The organism is Eubacterium sp. BIOML-A2 (assembly GCF_009680135.1).
GTDB lineage: Bacteria > Bacillota > Clostridia > Lachnospirales > Lachnospiraceae > Faecalicatena > Faecalicatena contortus_B.
In genome coordinates this window covers 30,806-49,435 of the sequence record NZ_WKZK01000005.1, presented here as the reverse complement: position 1 = coordinate 49,435, position 18,630 = coordinate 30,806, and the positions used below count along the sequence as shown (strand labels likewise).

15 protein-coding genes are annotated in these 18,630 nt (G+C 48.0%); 12 read left to right on the top strand and 3 right to left on the bottom strand.

All coding sequences use genetic code 11. The annotated features are described in order from the left end of the window. Window positions 1–60: 60 nt before the first annotated feature. Entirely contained in the window at window positions 61–1,527 is a 1,467-nt protein-coding gene (clpX, locus tag GKG43_RS03090; protein WP_055150747.1) for an ATP-dependent Clp protease ATP-binding subunit ClpX, read from the top strand. Window positions 1,528–1,929: 402 nt separating this feature from the next. Continuing rightward, window positions 1,930–3,201: a cation:proton antiporter gene (locus GKG43_RS03085; RefSeq protein ID WP_055150744.1), complete on the top strand. Its 1,272-nt coding sequence runs from the start codon at window positions 1,930–1,932 to the stop codon at window positions 3,199–3,201. A 56-nt stretch (window positions 3,202–3,257) separates the two neighbouring features. Here GKG43_RS03085 and GKG43_RS03080 read toward each other — a convergent pair whose 3' ends face one another. Then, window positions 3,258–4,973: a S8 family peptidase gene (locus tag GKG43_RS03080; RefSeq protein ID WP_055150741.1), complete on the bottom strand. Its 1,716-nt coding sequence runs from the start codon at window positions 4,971–4,973 to the stop codon at window positions 3,258–3,260. 210 nt (window positions 4,974–5,183) lie between these two features. On the opposite strand from GKG43_RS03080, the gene GKG43_RS03075 reads away from it, so the two are divergent. Both GKG43_RS03075 and GKG43_RS03070 read left to right on the top strand, forming a co-directional pair. Further along, on the top strand, window positions 5,184–6,002 hold the full coding sequence (locus GKG43_RS03075; RefSeq protein ID WP_055150904.1) for a zinc ribbon domain-containing protein: 819 nt from the start codon (window positions 5,184–5,186) through the stop codon (window positions 6,000–6,002). A gap of 11 nt (window positions 6,003–6,013) precedes the next feature. Continuing rightward, a complete protein-coding gene (locus tag GKG43_RS03070) occupies window positions 6,014–6,493 on the top strand; it encodes a signal peptidase II (protein ID WP_055150739.1) in 480 nt (159 codons plus the stop codon). On the opposite strand, the gene GKG43_RS03065 is transcribed toward GKG43_RS03070, so the two are convergent. After that, window positions 6,474–7,406, bottom strand: a complete 933-nt coding sequence (locus tag GKG43_RS03065) for a D-2-hydroxyacid dehydrogenase (protein WP_055150736.1) — start codon at window positions 7,404–7,406, stop codon at window positions 6,474–6,476. The two genes, GKG43_RS03070 and GKG43_RS03065, sit on opposite strands and share 20 nt — an antisense overlap. A gap of 212 nt (window positions 7,407–7,618) precedes the next feature. On the opposite strand from GKG43_RS03065, the gene nudC reads away from it, so the two are divergent. The 6 genes from nudC (at window position 7,619) to GKG43_RS03040 (ending at window position 12,898) form a co-directional block, all read left to right on the top strand. Then, entirely contained in the window at window positions 7,619–8,455 is an 837-nt protein-coding gene (nudC, locus tag GKG43_RS03060) for an NAD(+) diphosphatase (RefSeq protein ID WP_025655048.1), read from the top strand. A 12-nt stretch (window positions 8,456–8,467) separates the two neighbouring features. Further along, on the top strand, window positions 8,468–8,890 hold the full coding sequence (locus tag GKG43_RS03055) for a hemerythrin family protein (RefSeq protein WP_055150733.1): 423 nt from the start codon (window positions 8,468–8,470) through the stop codon (window positions 8,888–8,890). A 182-nt stretch (window positions 8,891–9,072) separates the two neighbouring features. Then, complete coding sequence (locus GKG43_RS03050) at window positions 9,073–9,978, top strand: DUF2935 domain-containing protein (RefSeq protein WP_055150730.1); 906 nt, start codon at window positions 9,073–9,075, stop codon at window positions 9,976–9,978. A gap of 11 nt (window positions 9,979–9,989) precedes the next feature. Beyond that, complete coding sequence (locus GKG43_RS23230) at window positions 9,990–10,961, top strand: multicopper oxidase domain-containing protein (RefSeq protein ID WP_055150727.1); 972 nt, start codon at window positions 9,990–9,992, stop codon at window positions 10,959–10,961. 219 nt (window positions 10,962–11,180) lie between these two features. Next, a complete protein-coding gene (locus GKG43_RS23225; protein ID WP_242857508.1) occupies window positions 11,181–11,888 on the top strand; it encodes a hypothetical protein in 708 nt (235 codons plus the stop codon). A gap of 155 nt (window positions 11,889–12,043) precedes the next feature. Next, window positions 12,044–12,898, top strand: a complete 855-nt coding sequence (locus tag GKG43_RS03040; RefSeq protein WP_055150721.1) for a YitT family protein — start codon at window positions 12,044–12,046, stop codon at window positions 12,896–12,898. A gap of 85 nt (window positions 12,899–12,983) precedes the next feature. On the opposite strand, the gene pepT is transcribed toward GKG43_RS03040, so the two are convergent. Beyond that, a complete protein-coding gene (gene pepT, locus GKG43_RS03035) occupies window positions 12,984–14,204 on the bottom strand; it encodes a peptidase T (protein WP_055150718.1) in 1,221 nt (406 codons plus the stop codon). A 320-nt stretch (window positions 14,205–14,524) separates the two neighbouring features. On the opposite strand from pepT, the gene GKG43_RS03030 reads away from it, so the two are divergent. Continuing rightward, on the top strand, window positions 14,525–16,585 hold the full coding sequence (locus GKG43_RS03030; protein WP_202976919.1) for an MMPL family transporter: 2,061 nt from the start codon (window positions 14,525–14,527) through the stop codon (window positions 16,583–16,585). After that, entirely contained in the window at window positions 16,582–18,627 is a 2,046-nt protein-coding gene (locus GKG43_RS03025) for a hypothetical protein (protein WP_055150715.1), read from the top strand. The genes GKG43_RS03030 and GKG43_RS03025 overlap by 4 nt, the downstream gene beginning before the upstream one ends. Window positions 18,628–18,630: the final 3 nt, after the last annotated feature.

Here is an 18,630-nt window from a genome sequence, read left to right as displayed (position 1 = left end):
TACAGAGCCTCCAGAGACCCTGTACGAGGGAGTAATGCGTAAGTGAAAGAAGGGAGAGCTATGTCAGATAAAGATTTTGTCATTATAGATGAAGAGGACCGCAAGGAGGATGGAAAAGACAGCACCATTGTGGAGGAGAAGAAGGAGACATCCGTGACTGCCCAGGGAGAGGACAGCGGGGATGATGATGAGTATGAAAAGTACTGCCTGATGTGCCATCGTCCGGAGAGCGTTGCCGGGAAGATGATTGAACTTCCCAACCACATCACGGTATGCCAGGACTGTATGCAGAAGAGCTTTGACGCAATGACCAATGGCGCCATTGATTACAGCAAGTTTATGAATGTGCCGGGCGTACAGTTCATGAAGATGTCAGACCTGGAGGACAAGATTCCGAAGAACCAGAAGGTGAAAAAGAAAAAGAATAAACCAAAAGAAGCACCGAAGATCAATATCAAAGACATTCCGGCTCCGCACAAGATCAAAGCGCAGCTGGACGAGTATGTGGTAGGCCAGGAATATGCGAAGAAAGCAATGTCTGTGGCTGTTTATAACCATTATAAAAGAGTTGCAACGGACAGCATGGACGAGATTGAGATCGAGAAGTCCAATATGCTGATGATCGGGCCTACCGGCAGTGGTAAGACCTATCTAGTGAAGACGCTGGCCAAGCTTCTGAATGTGCCGCTGGCGATTACGGATGCCACCTCTTTGACAGAGGCAGGTTACATAGGCGACGATATTGAAAGCGTCGTATCCAAACTGCTGGCTGCCGCAGACAATGAAGTGGAGCGGGCGGAGCAGGGGATCATTTTTATCGATGAGATCGATAAGATCGCAAAAAAGAGAAACTCCAGCCAGAGAGATGTGAGCGGCGAGTCTGTACAACAGGGACTGCTCAAGCTTCTTGAAGGCAGTGAGGTCGAAGTGCCTGTGGGGGCAAACAGCAAGAATGCCATGGTTCCGCTTACGACCGTGAATACAAAGAATATCTTATTTATCTGCGGAGGGGCGTTCCCGGATCTGGAAGATATTATTAAGGAGCGATTGTCCCACAAGACATCCATGGGATTCAACGCTGAACTGAAAGACAAATACGAGCAAGATGAGGATATCCTGTCCAAGGTTACGATGGAGGATCTGAGGACATTTGGTATGATCCCTGAGTTTATCGGGCGACTGCCTATCATTTTCACACTGAAGGGCCTGGATCGGGGGATGCTTGTTAAGATACTGAAGGAACCAAAGAATGCGATCCTGAAGCAGTACAAAAAGCTGCTGGCACTGGATGAGGTTAACCTGGAATTCGACGAAGGGGCACTGGAAGCGATTGCCGAAAAAGCGATGAAAAAGAAGACTGGTGCAAGGGCCCTGCGTGCAATTATAGAAGAGTTTATGCTGGATATTATGTATGAGATACCGAAGGATGATAATATCGGACAGGTAACCATAACGAGAGAATACATAGAAGGAACGGGAGGACCCATTATACAGCTCAGGGGACAGGAGACACTGCTGCTGAGTTAGTGAGTCATCTGTCTGTCCCGGAAGGAGTATACAACGCCGGCGGGGATGCCTGCAGGTGGTTATGGGCACCGGCCGTTCGGCCTGTTGTCTGTAAGGATGCAATAGAAAAATCTGATGGAACCGACGACATGCAGCCTCAAATCTGATGATTTGGGGCTTTCGTTGTCTCAGACTTTGCCCGCTGCGCCTACGTTCAGCTTAACAGCAAGCTACTTATTATTCGATGTACTAGACATTTCATACATCCAAAACCATCGGCACATTTATATGTAAAGTAAAGAATGCACAATTTTGACGTGAAATTTGATCGAATTTAACGGAAATGCTTGAAAATCTTATGAGAAGGGTGTATTCTTTTATCTGTTCGGGATAATTTAGTGTGAGAAATGTGAGGAGAAAAATATGAGCGGCTACAGGTTTTTACTAGATTTGGCTATTATTCTGTTATTCACGAAGGTTCTCGGGCTTTTGACCAAGAAGGTCCAGATGCCACAGGTGGTGGGGGCGCTTCTGGCCGGGCTTTTGCTTGGGCCGGCAGGAATCGGGATTCTTGAGGAGACTTCTTTTATTCAGGCTTTGGCTGAGATTGGAGTCATTGTACTGATGTTCTGCGCCGGTATGGAGACAGACATTAAGGAATTGAGGGCGAGCGGGAAAGCGTCTCTGGTGATTGCACTGTGCGGGGTTATTGTTCCGCTTCTGGGGGGATTCGGCGCGGCTTATATTTTTAACAGGCCGGGGATGATTGCTTCGGATGTTAACACGAGTGTTCTTTTGCAGAACATTTTTATTGGGGTAATATTGACCGCTACTTCAGTAAGTATTACTGTCGAGACGCTGAAGGAGTTGGGAAAACTGAAAACCCGCTCTGGCAACGCAATTTTAGGGGCGGCTATTATAGATGATATTCTTGGTATTGTTGCGCTGACTATTGTGACAAGCCTGGCAGACTCTTCCGTAAAGATCGGTACGGTTATGCTGAAAATTCTTGGTTTCTTTGTCTTTGCTGGTGTGGTTGGCTTCCTCTTTTACCGCCTGTATAAAAACTGGGTGGACAAGGCCAGGAAGGAATTGCACCGACATACAATCATAGCATTTGTGTTCTGCCTGCTGATGTCTTATATTGCGGAAGTGGTATTCGGGGTTGCAGATATCACGGGTGCGTTTATTGCAGGCCTGATTATTTCGAATGTAAGGCGTTCTACATATCTGGAAAGTAAGTTTGATACGATTTCCTACCTGCTGCTGTCACCGGTATTTTTTGCCAGCATTGGACTAAAAGTTGTACTGCCGGATATGTCGGCTGCGATTGTAGGATTTGCAGTTGTTTTGACAATTGTGGCAATTCTCACGAAAGTAGTGGGGTGCGGTTTGGGCGCAAAGCTGTGCGGATATCAGAATTACCAGGCCAGGCGGATTGGTGTGGGTATGGTATCCAGGGGTGAGGTTGCACTGATAGTGGCGAGTAAGGGCGCTGGCCTGGGGCTGCTTGGTTCGGCATTTCTCGGACCGGTGATCATCGTTGTGGTGGTTACGACGATCATTACTCCCGTACTGCTGAAGATTGTATTCAGGCCGGGTGCGGCAGCGGCTCAGGAGCCTTCGGTTCCTGAAAATGAGATGGTTACAAGCTATTATGAAAATGTTGATGAGATACGTGGAGAAGGACGCTGATTAAGCGTCCTTTCTGTTTTTAAGGAGACTGTAAATCGGCAGATAGACTGCCGGTTTTAAGGCAGATTTCTGAATCTGCGTATCGCTTCAAATGTATTAAACAGGTTCAGCTGCCCGTATCCCCATTCCCTGTTTGGAAACGTCATATTTGGCGGGCGCACGGCTCCGATAAGCAGAATGCTCTTAATCTGGTAAGAATCAATCCGCGGGCTGCCCAGCTGGTAAATAACCCATTCCACAAGCAGTGCGATGGCGCCTGCAGAAATGGCTAAAGATATGCTTGAACCAGAGCGGACGGCATAGCGGCCTCCGGGAAGCGCCCCTTTTATGTTGATGCCCGGAGCTGTGAGATCCGGGTTGATCTGTTCGTATCTTGTGTATCCTCTGCCGGAACTCAGTGCGATACTGTTGTTGGATCCATCATAATAGGAGACAACAATTGTGCTGATCGTGTTGCCGGGATTCGTCAGCGTATAGTACGGATCTGCGTTTAAGAAATAGACCTCGCCTCCTATAAATTCTTTCACAGGCAGCCAGATATGGAACCGTCCGTCTATGGTCTGCACAGGGGTAACGTTTACCTTCCATATGCCGGGAACAGGCGACTTGAAGCTGAAAAAAGCCAGTTCAGACGTGCTTCTTTCTACGACGAGACGGTAACTGACAGTGACCTGCGTCCTTTCAAATATGAAATTATACTCGGAGCTGGCGTTGGTTTCCATGATGACCGGCGTGGTTGTTTCTCCAGAGGGGGAGGTCAGGGTGATGGACAGTACATTGGGAGTATCTGCCCATAATTCCATTACAAAGCCGGGGACATTTTCTCCAACCCGTATCTCCACCGAATTAGCAGACCCCCCATTGTGTATTTCGTAAGAATAATGGTGCCTCTGGTCGGCCTCATTTCCCCCGCCGACGACGGGAATGCGGCTGTTAAGAATACTGTATCCCTCCAGAACCTGAGAAAGCGGTGTCAGGCTGATATGCCCGCCCAGGCTGGTGCCCAGTGCAATGCACAGCACAAGCGGCATGTTTTGGGCTGAAGCCAGTTCGCTTAAGTAACGCAGGCCAAGCAGGATATCGGTATCCTGGTAACAAGGAACGGTAGAAGGAATAAAATAATAATCCCGTAAGTATTGTTTGGCCTGCTTCAATTTGACAACGCCGATTGTGCATTCCGGTGCGGCTCCAATAAATTGCTCCTCAGGGTTTCCACTGCCTGCTGAAATACTGGCGATGAAGGTGCCGTGTCCTGTCTCATCCACCGACGGCACTACTGACTGGGGATCGTCGGACTGTAGCGCCTCATTGATCATTTCTCTTGTGTATTCGGTTCCGTAGGAAAAGTTCTCCGGCGGCGCGCCGGACTGCACTGTCTGGTCCCAGATCCCGGCAACCCTGGTTGAGCCGTCCAGGCCGCGGAAAATGGAATTTGCGTAATCAATTCCCGTATCTATGAATCCGATCATGACATTGTTCCCTTTCAGCTGCAGGGTGGGATAATTCTGAATTGCCAGAATACCGGACTGATTCAGCGCCTCCATACTCAAAAGGGAATAGCATTTGGGGATGGATAGATATGTATATCTTCCCAGGTTGACCGGATCAGCCTGTATAGCGGAGGCATAAATACACCGGTACCCAAAATCGGCTTCCTGCTCGCATAACTGGTCCCGCGGGACGTTTGCCAGAGGCTGAGGAATTGCATCGAATATGACAAAATCACGGTAATCTTCAGACAAAATGCGTTCTCTGCATATATTAGGATCCATTTCAAATATCCATTCTGTTTTTTAATATGTATATGAACATCCGATAGCAGAATATGCGGGGATCTTATAGGGATGCTATAATCAGGATCAGTGCTTAAAATAATATTAAATAAAAGGAAATCGGTTGAAGTTGGCATATTATGGGGTATAATGTATATAAATATGAATCCGTATGTGACAGGATTTAAATACGAAGGGAGATATACAGATATGAAATCATTTTTTGAGGACTTGGGCAGAAAAATCGGTGAAACAGCGGAAACAGTGACAAATAAAGCGGGGGAGGCAGTAGAGGTCCAGAGGCTGCGCAATCAGATCAGGGCGCTGGAACGTGGCAATGAGAGAGATTATGCTGAACTTGGGAAGATGGTTTATAACCATTATAAAGACGGCGAGGTAGTGGATTCAGAGGCCATCGGTATCTGTGATGCGATTCAGAACAGAGAGGAAAGCATCGGTAAGTATGAGCAGCAGATTTCGGATGTGAAAGGTGATGTTACCTGCGGAGGATGCGGTAAGTCAGTGGCAAAGGATATGGCGTTCTGTCCACACTGCGGATCAAAAGTTCCGGAGCAGGCTCCGGCTAAGGAGGGGGACTATGCAGACGCTGTGAAGGAAAAAGTCGTGGATATGGCCGGGAAAGTGAAAGAAAAAGCAGAAGCCGCCGCTGAAACCGTGAAGGAAAAGGCAGAGAGCACTGTGGAGTCCATAAAAGAAAAAGCAGGTACTACAGCTGAAAATGTGAGAGATAAGACGGAAAAAGCGGCAGATACTGCGAAAGAAAAGACAGAGGATGCAGCAGATACGATAAAAGAAAAGACAGTAAATGCAGCAGACACGATAAAAGAAAAGACGGAGAATGCGGCGGATACCGTAAAAGAAAGAACCGCGCAGGCTGCTGATGCAGTGAAGGAGAAGACCGCTGAGGCTGCCGGTACTTTAAAGGAAAAGGCAGAGGATGCGGCCGAGGCCGTCAAGGAAAAGGCAAAGGAAGCGGAAGAAAAAATAAAATCCATGACTGAAGAGTAGGGGGGAGCCCCATGATTATTTTGGTTTTAATGAGTCTGACGCTGAGCCTTGCGCTGATTGATATTGCGATAAAGTCTTATGTGGAAGGATATATGAATAAGGGCGAAGAGCGCACCGCATGTAAGGGCAGGATTCTGATCCGGAAGGTATATAATAAAGGGATGTGCCTGAACCTGTTCGAAGACCATCAGGACTTTGTGAAGGTATCCTCTGCCATCGTGACGATGCTGCTTACGATCTATCAGTGCATTACACTGGTCAGAAAGAGACATTACCTGAAAAAAGCGGGTCTGTCCCTGATGACAGCCGGAGCGTGGAGCAATACCTTTGACAGATGGATACGCGGCTATGTGATTGATTACGTTGGCTTTAAAACAAAATGGAAAAAAATCACCAGGATTACGTATAATCTCGGTGACTTTTTCCTGGCTACGGGGGCCGTGCTTATGATGCTGTCTTCGGTGTTTCATTTTAAGAAAAGAAGGAACTGATCTGTCCGGCAATGATTTCCATAAGGCGGGTACGGGATTCCACGCTCGCCCAGCCAATGTGGGGCGTGATGAGCAGCCGCCGGCTGTCCTGGATGGAACGCAGAGGACTGTCTTCGGACATGGGCTCTCTGGCCAGGACATCCAGGCCGGCGGCAGCGATCTGGTTCTGGTTTAGTGCGGCGGCAAGCGCATATTCCTCCACAATCTGGCCACGGCCGAGGTTCAGGAAAATCGCATGGGACCGCATTTTACGGAAAGCGGCCTCGTCCATCAGCCTTTCGGTATACTGGTTCAGAGGGGCATGTACGGAGACGATATCCGAGGACGCGAGGAGTGTCTCAAAGTCCACCTGCGAATAACCGGGCTGCGGCTGCGCGCCGGACGGGGAACAATAGATGACATGGGCGCCGAAAGCCTCCGCAATGGATGCCACCCTGCGGCCGATATTGCCCAGCCCGATGATACCCCAGGTCATTCCCTGAAGTTCATGGAAAGCCTCTGCAAAATGAGAGAATGAGGTGTCATTCACATAGCGGCCGCTTTTTACATAATTGTCATAGTAACTCAGTTTTTCCAGCAGATAGAAGAGCATGGCAAAGGTATGCTGGGCGACGGATTCCGTAGAATAGTCTGCAACGTTGCGCCAGGCAATGCCTCTCTTTTCGAGATATTTTTTATCCAGAACGTCCGTCCCCGTGGCCGTCACACAGATAAGCTTCAGGTGTTCTGCGGTGTGGATAGTCTGTTTGTTGATGGTGATTTTGTTTATAATGAGGACGTCTGCATCCTTCACACGTTCCGGTACTTCTGCGGAGGTGGAAAAGGGGTACTTGACAACTTCACCTAACTGGTCAAAACGTGAGAGGTCAATATCCTCCCCGATTGTTTTTGCATCCAGAAATACAATTTTCATAGTAAGCTCCTTTCTTTTTGCGGATGGTCTGTATTTAAACTCTGAAATTCCTTTTGTTACAGAAAAGAAACAGGTTCGTACGGCGAATGTACCGCAGAGCACGGATCGTAACACTATTATTTAACAGTTTTTGGGAGAAGTCAATATCCGGGGTGCAGCAATGGGAAAATGTGCTATTATAAATACGATAACTGGGAAAGCAGGTAAGACAAATGATACAGGATATTGCACCACACCAATACGATAACGGGTACAACCCGGTTCCCCCGGACAGGGACAGTATTGCCTTATATTATGAGGAACATACCGCATTGATAAAGAATACGGCGGAGGGAATTGAATTCCCGAGATTTGCAGATCTGGAGCGGCTTAATGAGGAGATATACGAAGAGTATACATATTTATTTTCCATAGATGAAGAACGCTACTATCTGGTAGAGGAGATCAACAGAGAACGGCTTTCAGCATTTACCATGGAGAATACGGAGATTTTCCGCAGGGCAGATCCTCAATACCGCGCATTTGCGGGGATAACCGGATATCAGCTGTATAGCTGGTACAAGAATCACAGGTATTGCGGGCACTGTGGTTCGTCGATGAAAAAAGATAAGAAAGAGCGGATGCTCTATTGTGAAGAGTGCCATAATATGGAGTATCCCAAGATATGCCCGGCGACGATTATCGGCGTGACCGACGGCAACCGGCTGCTGATGTCCAAATATGCCGGAAGGGCATATAAAAAATACGCACTTCTTGCAGGCTTTGTGGAAATCGGGGAGACCGTGGAGGAAACCGTGAAAAGAGAAGTCATGGAAGAGGTGGGGCTGAAGGTAAAGAATGTCAGGTACTATAAGAGCCAGCCATGGTCGTTCAGTGACACTGTGCTGATGGGTTTTTACTGTGATCTGGACGGAGACGATTCCATTACGCTGGATGAGGAAGAACTGGCCCTGGCAGAATGGTTTGAGCGGGAGGAGATTCCTGCGGGCCCCCAGAGAGACAGCCTGACAAACGAAATGATCATGAAGTTTAAAAATGGTGAGATTTAGGAGGAAAACAAGATGAGAGCAGAATTTGATGACAGCTTAGTAACAGGAAATGATATGATTGATTCACAGCACAAAGAACTGATTGATAAGATCAATAAGCTTCTGGAAAGCTGTGAGAGCGGAAAGGATAAGCTGGTGGCAATTAAGACGCTGGATTACCTTGCAGACTACACCGATTTCCACTTTTCAGCGGAGGAGAAGCTCCAGGAAGAGATTGAGTATCCGGGAATTGAAGAACATAAGAAGGAGCATGAGAAGCTCAGAACAGTTGTAAAAGAACTTTACGAGATGCTGGAGGAAGAAGAAGGGCCTTCCAATGCTTTTGTGGAGCAGGTGAATAAGAATGTGATTGAGTGGCTCTACAGGCATATCAAAGGGTTCGACAGATCGGTTGCTGAGTATAAATTCATGACGGGAAACAGTGAGCGTCTTTAGGGAAAAAGCTGTTTGAAAAAGAGTCTTGCAGAAATGCAGGACTCTTTTGGCGTTTGCGGAGAATGAATTTTGGAAAGATAATTCTATGTATGACAGCAGCTATTTAGGGGAGATTAAAACACGATATACTTTACTGCCGCATATATTAGGGTAACCCCTAATATAAAAAGGTATGACAGAGTATGGAAAATTATGCAGTATTATCTATAGAGACACATTTATTTTTTTCTAGAATTATGAAGGAACACAGCCTATTCCTTGAAGCGGGTTTCCCGTGCGTGGATAAAACATGGATTCAGAGAGCAGACTGGTTCAGACAGCAGTTTGAGAACTTGTTAAGAGATACAGTGCGTATTAGCAGTAATCGGGTCAATAGAATAATTTTGAAGTCCGGTGAGCTGGCGACAGAATTTACAGTACCGGCCGAGAGGCAGACGGAATACCTTAGCGGGATATCTATTGACAGTAGGATTACCTTGCAGGAATTTAATATCCGCCCGGGTTTTAATCTGCATGAGGGCAGGGATGCCACCAAGGCGGTCCATGCTATCAATAACAGAGCACTGCAGCTTTTAGACGGACTGATTGCATTTAAAGAAAATATATTGGACGAAGTCAGCAGGGGGGCATTGTTCAATGCAAATTACCCCCTGCTGATCGAGCATATTCTCAGGGAAGCTAAACTATACCGGGCTACAGTGGTGGAATTATTGAATGACAGGCAGCTTTCCTATAAAAATTTGAAAAAGACAGAAGAATTCTGGAACAGGATCATGATGGAGCACGCTTTATTTATCCGGGGATTGCTGGATCCTTCGGAAGCAGAATTAATTGTAACAGCAGATAAGTTTGCGATGGAATATAAAGAGCTTTTGGAAAGGGCAAGACAGCAGGATTGCCGGGCGGCGAATGGTCTGGCCAAAGCATCATTAAGCGAGACATTGAAATACCGTGAATTTAAAGCAGCTGGGACAGAGGGGATTCTGGATTGCAAAATCGTATCCATAATACTTCCTCTTCTTGCAGACCATGTACTGCGTGAAGCAAATCATTATATCCGGCTTTTGGAATCAGGCTGTGATCATTAGGAGGGAATATTATGGAACTATGCTGTTATCCAGATAAACAGAAACATCGTTTTTATGAAATAGAGGCAATTCAACTGCCTATTGTTTACAACAAATATGGCGATTATGATCCAGATGGGCTGTTATATGTATTAAAAAAAGATGCAGAGAGAATCCGGGAAGGGGCGATGCGCAATTTTTCATTAGTTCCGCCTCAGCCCTTTGAAGAAGTGAAACCCTTAGTTATACGGGCAAATGTCGGCGATGTGGTCACAATTATTTTTACGCACGCGATTAACCGCTCTTTGTCCATCCATGTGCAGGGGCTTGCCTATGATATACAGACATCTGACGGGACCAGTGTGGGATTTAACAAGGACTCCACTACGGTGAGACGGATTGAATATACATGGTACGCAACAAGGGAGGGAGTTTTTTCTTTTCGGGATATGGGGGATACCAGAAGTGGAGAAAAAGGGACCAATATACATGGGTTATTTGGGGCCATTATAGTAGAGGCACCGGAATCCGTATGGCTGGATCCTGAGACCGGGGACGAATTGCAAAGCGGGCTGTTCGCCGATATTTACCATCCTGTACACCCTTCATTCCGGGAATATGCGATCTTTTTCCACGATGAACTGGAGATTAAAAACAAAGACGGAAATCCGCCTGTTGACCCGCACACCGGCCTGCCGTCAAGCACAACGGCGATCAGCTACCGATCCGAACCTATGAGAAACCGTCTTCCTCTTACAGGTGGGCACGGAGATACGGGAGAGGACATCTCGATGAGTTCCTGGTTGTATGGAGATCCTGCACCGCCTATATTAAGGGCTTATGTAGGTGATCCGTCTAAAATACGTTTAATTCACGGCGGTGTCAAGGAGACACATGTATTCCATCTGCACAACCATCAGTGGAAGCTGGAGGGGGATAATCCGAGCTCTACGACTTTGGATTCTGTATCATTAAGCCCTCAGGAATGCTTCACGCTTGGCTAACAGATATTGTGGGATTTCATATCCATTTGGTTAAAGTTGACACCATTGTTTCAGATGGTGCGGCAAATGGCTGGAATAATATCGCAGGGGCAAGATAATATGAGACGCTGATAGAACGGTTTTTCCTGAACGCAGAGCTTCGGGCCGGGCGAGAGCAAAAAATATTTATGGTTTGCAAATAAGGAATACGGCTCCTGTATCATCCAATCATTTGGAGATTTGAGAAACCACAGATACCATGGGCTGTTTGGCGCTGTTATCATCGAACCGCCAGGTGCAAAATGGTATAGGAAGGATTCTGTGATTCATGCACTGCATGAAGAAGAGGCAGTTATTACCGCACCTGGAACGGATCCATTCAGGGAATGTGTGGTTATGATTCAGAGCGGAATCCGTATGCTGGATAAAACGGGGACTCTGGTACAGACCATAGTGGGAGACAATGGTGAACCTCCGGATGCGGAGGACACGGGAGAGAAGGGCTTTAATTACCGCTCCGAGAGGTTCGCAAACCGGCTGAAAAAAGATTGGAGAATTTCAAAGATATTCAGTAGTGTGATACATGGTGATCCGGCAACCCCTGTTTTTACCGCCTATCCCGGAGATCGGGTTGTTTTCAGAACCATGATGCCGGCAGATAAGCCGCGAAATACAAGCTTTGTTATTCACGGGTGTAAATGGAAAGAGCAGCCGGCTGGCCCCTATTCCAGGATTATCCCTGTGCAGGGGGCAGTCGGCATTGGGAATACTTTTAATATGGAGCTGATAGATCCTCCGTGCTGTCCGGGCGATTATCTTTATCGTTCAGGAAGCCTAAAATGGGATGTTGAATCCGGCATGTGGGGGATCTTAAGAGTACTGAAGCAGGGCTTTGGATGTAAATGCAGAAGCGCATGCAGGAAAATTGTGGATTGTGTGCGACGATAGATAACATGTCTGATAAGATGGCCGTGGTGTTGACAAATTGCTGAAGATGGATTAGACTAAAAACAGAGAAGAGCACACGCGAATTATATTTTATAATTTGTAGGTGTTCTTTTTTGTGCTTATTTGGGAATGCTATAGAGAATGAGGTGAAGCTTATGAAAAAAATGAATTTAAAAAAGTTGGCTTACGATATTATGATTGATGTTGTAGGCGGCATATTGATTGGGCTGGGAATTTATAACTTTGCAGCAAATGCCGCTTTCCCGTTGGCAGGTATTTCAGGTATTGCTCTGATTTTTTATCATTTATTCGGAATGCCGATCGGGTGGGTGACTATGCTGCTGAATGTGCCGATCGCCATCGGGTGCTACCGAACCCTGGGAAAGGGGTTCTTTGTGCGCTCCGTGAGAACGGTTATTATTACTTCCCTGATTATTGACTATGTAGCTCCGCTTTTCCCGGCATATTCAGGGGACCGGATGCTGGCGGCAATCTGTACGGGGATCTTTTCCGGACTTGGTTATGCAATGATATTTATGAACAACTCTTCGACAGGGGGGATGGATTTTATCACGGTCTCGATCAAAGTGAAACGGCCGCATCTGACTCTGGGGAGAATTGTATTTATTACGGATGCGATCATTGTGGCAGTCGGCGGGTATATTTTTAAGGATATAGACGGGACGATTTATGGATTTATTATCACTTATCTGCTGACATTTGTTATTGATAAGTTTATGTACGGTATTGATGCCGGCAAGATGACACTGATTGTGACGGAGAAGGGGCAGGAAGTTGCGGATAAGATTGACCATTACTCGGGAAGAGGTTCTACACTGCTGAAGGGAAGAGGGAGCTATTCGGGTATTGAGAAAGAAGTCGTGATGTGTGCCTGCAATAATAAGCAGATGTACGCGATCCGGAAAATGATCAGAGAGGTGGATCCCACTGCATTTACGGTCATAATGGAGTCGAATGAAGTTGTCGGGGAAGGGTTTAAGGAAGAGTAATTAATTTACTCTTTCCGGCCCTTTTTTATTTCTCTTCTTTTCAGGTAGATTGTATTATAATACATGGCATCACTGGTCTAACAGATTAAATGTCCGCATATATCTTGATGAGCTCAAGGACGATATCTGCCGCCAGATCCATTCCCTCTGCAGTAATATGCTCATAAGGGCCGTGGTATCCATGTCCGCCTGTTCCCAGGTTCGGGCAGGGCAGTCCCTTAAAGCTGAGCTGGGCGCCGTCTGTACCGCCCCGGATTGGAAGAATCAAGGGTGTGACACCTGCATTTTCGCAGGCTTTTTTGGCATGGTCTATGAGGTGCCTGCAGCCGTCTATAATCTCGGCCATATTGCGGTACTGCTGGGTGATTGTCAGTCTGACCGTATTGGGGCCCCACTTCTCATTCATCAGCTTTTCGATATGGCGCAGTGTCTGCTGACGCACCTCAAAGGAGGCTGCATCGTGGTCGCGTACAATATATTGGAGTCTGGCATGCCCTACCTCGCCGGACATGCTTACCAGATGAAAGAAGCCTTCGTAATCTTCCGTATCCCGGGGCGTATCTCCGGATGGAAGCATGGAGTTGATCTCCATGGCAACCAGGCTTGCATTGACCATGGTATCCTTGCTGGAACCCGGGTGGACATTCACTCCTTCTATCATAAAATCAGCTTTACATGCGTTGAAATTCTCGAACTGTATCTCGCCTTCTGTATCTCCGTCCAGCGTATAGGCATAATCCGCACCGAATTCCTCTACATTAAAGAGGGAGGCGCCGGCTCCGATCTCTTCATCGGGGGTAAAGGCAATGGAGAGCGGACCGTGGGGAATCCCCTCTGTATTCAAACGTTCGGCTACTGTCATAATTTCTGCAATTCCGGCTTTATCGTCCGCACCAAGTATGGTTGTCCCGTCACTGGTAATCAGAGTACGGCCCTTAAGGTCCGGCAGATAGCGGAACGTATCTGTACTGATTGTTCTGCCGCTTGTCCCCAGAACAAAGTCTTTTCCATCGTAATTTTCAGTAACGATGGGAATGATATCGTGGTCACAGAAATCGGAAACGGTATCCATATGCGCGATAAAACCGATCTTTGTTTTATCTTCATAGCCCGGTGAGGCGGAGAGATGCGCATAGACATAACCATGTTCATCCACCTTTGCATCAGACACCCCCAAGTCTTTCAGCTCCTGTACCAGCAGGCGGGCCAGATTGAACTGGCATTCACTGGACGGCACGGTTTTGCTGTTCTCATCGCTCGGGGTGCGGATGACAACATATTTCAAAAGTCTTTCATAAGATCTCATAATAACAGATCTCCTTTCCTGGTTCATGGGGGTTATTATAACACTTTTCTGAGGAAATATAAAGTTACTGTTAAGACCGTGCCGTGCACCCCGCTGCACGGCATCGGAGCCAACAAAGTAATGGTCTCGGGGCATCTGCCCATTTAAAGCCATTCTATAAACAATTGACGGCGGTATTCAAAGAAGGTAGAATGAAATTAGATATTGTCGGACAGGAGCGTGGAGTTAAAGCTGTTCCGATATAATACGGATTTGGAACCCTGAGATTTTGGTAGATCGTTCTGATGTAAGGCACGGGATGATTGGCGGGAGGTGGCTGCATGGAAAGAATGGCCCGCATGATTACAGGGCATCGGAAGCTGGTGGTGGGAATATTTCTTGTACTGGCTTGTTTGTGTGCTGTTCTTATGACGCAGGTGAAGGTGAACTACACATTGATCGACTATCTGCCGGAGGATGCGCAGTCAACGATGGCGCTTACTCTTATGCAGGATGAGTTTCACGAGGCAGTGCCCAATGAGAGAGTCATGGTGGAAAATATCACTGTAGTGCAGGCGCTGGAGTACAAGGCAGCGCTTGAAGCGATTGACGGGGTGGATTCTGTCATGTGGCTGGATGATGTGGTGAACTTGAAAGAACCGCTGGAGATGGCGGATCCGGAAACGGTGGAGGCCTACTATAAAGATGGGAATGCGCTTTTTAACATGACCATTCATAAGGGAAAAGAGATGGATGCCACCCTTGCCGTCCGCGAACTGATCGGAGAAGAAAATGCGCTGGATGGAGATGCGGCTTCGAATGCATTTTCTCAGGAGATTTCGGTGAAGGAATCCATGAATGCCATGCTAATTCTGATTCCTATTATTATTGTGATTCTTCTGCTTACTTCTTCCTCCTGGATTGAACCGGTATTGTTTCTTGCGGCCATCGGGATTTCGGTGCTGGTCAATATGGGCAGCAATGTATTTCTGGGGGAGGTATCCTATATTACACAGGCAATCAGCCCAATCCTGCAGATGGCCGTCTCTCTGGATTATGCGATCTTTCTGCTGCATAATTTTGAGGAACAGAGAAAGCATACAGAGGATGCAAAGCTTGCGATGATGAGGGCCGTGAAACTGGCCTTTCCTTCCGTTGCAGCCAGTGCGGCGACAACCCTGTTTGGTTTTATGGCCTTGATGTTCATGCGGTTTCGGATCGGATCAGACCTGGGGCTGAACCTGGTTAAGGGGATTGTACTCAGCTATCTGTCGGTCATGGTATTTCTGCCCGCGCTGACGCTGTTATGCTGCAGGCTGATCGACAGGACGAAGCACAGGAAACTGCTTCCGGAGCTGAAAGGAGCAGGAACTCTGTTGCTGAAGATCCGTGTGCCGGCACTGATCCTGGTATTGCTGCTCGTCATTCCCTGCTATAAGGCGCAGTCTAAGTCCAGCTTTATCTATGGAATGGGAGAGGCGAATGCAGCCATGAAGCTGGGGCAGGACAGCCGGAAGATCAATGAGGTGTTCGGAAGGTCTGCTTCCATTGTACTGCTGGTTCCCAAAGAAGATCCAGCCAGGGAGCTTCTGCTGTGTAATCAGCTTGAGGAACTGGAACATGTAAACAGTGTGGTTTCCTATGTTACCAGCGTGGGAAATACAATTCCGTCCGGGTATCTGGATCGTGAGATTGTAGAGAATTTTTATTCGGAGCATTTCGCCCGGATCATTGTAAACGCGGATACAAGTGAGGAAGGGGAAGAGGCATTTTCACTGGTGGAAAAAGTGCGGGATACCACGGCGGCATACTATGATGAGGCGTATTCCTGCGGACAGAGTGCAAACCTTTTTGATATGAAACAGATCGTGTCCAGTGATACAAAGCTGGTTAACGGGCTGGCAGTAGCCGCAATAGCACTGGTACTGTTCCTGACATTTAAGTCCCTGCTCCTTCCCCTTCTCCTTCTTTTTATCATAGAAGCGGCGATATGGATCAACCTGTCCGTACCATATTTTGCGGGAAATTCGCTGGTGTATATCGGGTTTCTCGTCATCAATACGGTGCAGCTGGGAGCAACGATAGATTATGCTATTTTTATTACCAATAATTATTTGGGCAGGCGAAAGACGATGGGGAAAATGGAAGCCATCATAGAGGTGCTGAACCGGAACCTGATCGCGATCATGACCTCGGCGCTGATTCTTGCATCGGCCGGCTTCTGTCTGAAGCTGACGTCCTCCAATCCGATTGTTGCGGAGTTAGGGCTGCTGCTCGGGAGAGGCACGTTTCTTTCACTGGCGATGGTTGCGGCGATACTGCCGATGCTTCTGCTCTTATTTGACAGGGCAATCGAAGCGACAACATATCATGCCGCATTTTACAGGGAGGTAAAGCGATGAGAAGATGTAAGGAACAGATACACAAATTCGCAGTTTACTGTGGAACCAACGCCACGGCCTGTATGCCGGGAGCTTCTGTGAATATACGGAAATCTCTGTCATACGGCAGGAGATATGCAGCTGTATTTGCTGTGCTGACACTTGTGCTGTGTTCAGGGCCAAAGGAAGTGAAGGCCGCCGGAGAACAGAATGTGACAAAGGAGGAAGTCGTGTATGCATCCTTGGCGGCAGACGGAAAAGTAGATGACATCTATGTTGTGAATGCCTTTGATCTCCAGGAGGCTGGGCCGGTGGCTGATTATGGCGAGTACTCTCTGGTAGAAAATCTGACGGATACGAGTGAACTGGAATATAAAGGAAGCAGGGTGAGTGCGGATGCAGACAGCGGCAGATTCTATTATCAGGGCAATCTGGTCAGTAAAGAGCTGCCCTGGAATGTCCGGGTTACGTACAGGCTGGATGGAAAAGTGACTCCGCCTTCTAAGATGGGGGGAGCGGATGGACGGGTGGATATTACCATCCTCACCTCTGAAAATCCGAAGACAGAGGCATTGTTTTATGAAAAATATATGTTACAGGTTACCGTAACACTCGATACTTCCGTCTGCGATCACATTACCGCAGAGAATGCAACGATTGCAAATGCGGGAACGGATAAGCAGGTGACATTTACCGTGATGCCGGAGAAGGCCGGAAAGATGGAGGTGAATGCCGACGCCGCCGACTTTTATATGAAAGGAATCTCCATAGCGGCAGTACCGTTTTCAGCCGGGGCGGACATGCTGGATCTGAAAGAGATTGATAAACTGACGGAGGGGCTGGGAGAACTGGCGGAAGGGATAAAGGAATTGAACGGCGGGGCGGATCAGCTGATGAGCGGAGTGGATGCCTTTCAATCAGGAACGGCCGGGCTGAAGGCCGGCGCAGCACAGTTCGGCGACGGCATCCGGCAGTTAAAAGACGGGGCCGACGGACTTAGCAGCGGCGCGGGACTTCTGCAGTCTGGCTCAGGGGAATTCAGAAGCGGCCTGGAACAGGCGGCAGCAGGTTCAGAGGAACTGTTAGGCGGCTCTGCGCAGGTGAATCAGGCCCTTCAGCTGCTAAAAAGCGGAACCTCAGAGCTTAACAGCCTGGATCTGGCACAACTCCAGGCACTGCCGGACGGGCTGACGGCGCTGGCCGACGGTCTTGAGGCCATACAGGCGGGATATGCGGGGATGTTCGCAGCAATAGACCAGGTGGTGAATGCTTATCCTGTTACGGAGATACCGGATGCAGAACTGTACGCGGCACTGGGGGAACTGCAGCAATCGGAGAACATTTCACCGGAGACGCAGGCTGTCATCGGAAAGCTTGCAGGAAACTATGCTGCAGCCGCCGGATTATCGCAGACGTATGCCGGGGTCAGGCAGAGCGTTGAGCCTTTGCAGGAGAGCACGGCCCAGGTGATACAGAGTATGCGGGATATGGCGGCAGGGCTTGGACAGCTTAAGGATGCGGATCCCGACAGCCTGAAAGACCTGGCAGGAGGAATAGCCGGGCTGTCAGACCAGTATGCCCAATTCCACCAGGGGCTTGAAGACTATCTGGGCGGTGTAGAGGATCTCGCCGGGGGCTATGGGCAGATCGACGATGGGATCCGGGGCGTAGCAGAAGGGAGTGCAGACCTGGCAGGAGGCATGAAGCAAACGGAAGAGGGCGCGTCAAAACTTCTGGGGGGCGCAGATGCACTGGACAGCGGCGCGGCTGCACTGGCGGACGGGATGTCTCAGCTGAACGGAGGATTAAAGGTTCTCAGGGATCAGACATCGGGAATGCCGGATGAGGTGAAAAAAAGTATAGATGAGATGCTGGAGACCTACCGGAATTCCGATTTCACACCGGTTTCTTTTACCTCGCCTGAAAATAAGAATGTAAAATCCGTACAGTTTGTATTTGCAGCGGACGGGATACAAAAGCCAAAAGCGGCAGCGACACAGAAGGAAGAGGCAGAGAAAGAAGGATTCTGGGAAAAATTACTGGGATTATTTAAATCGAGATAGTGT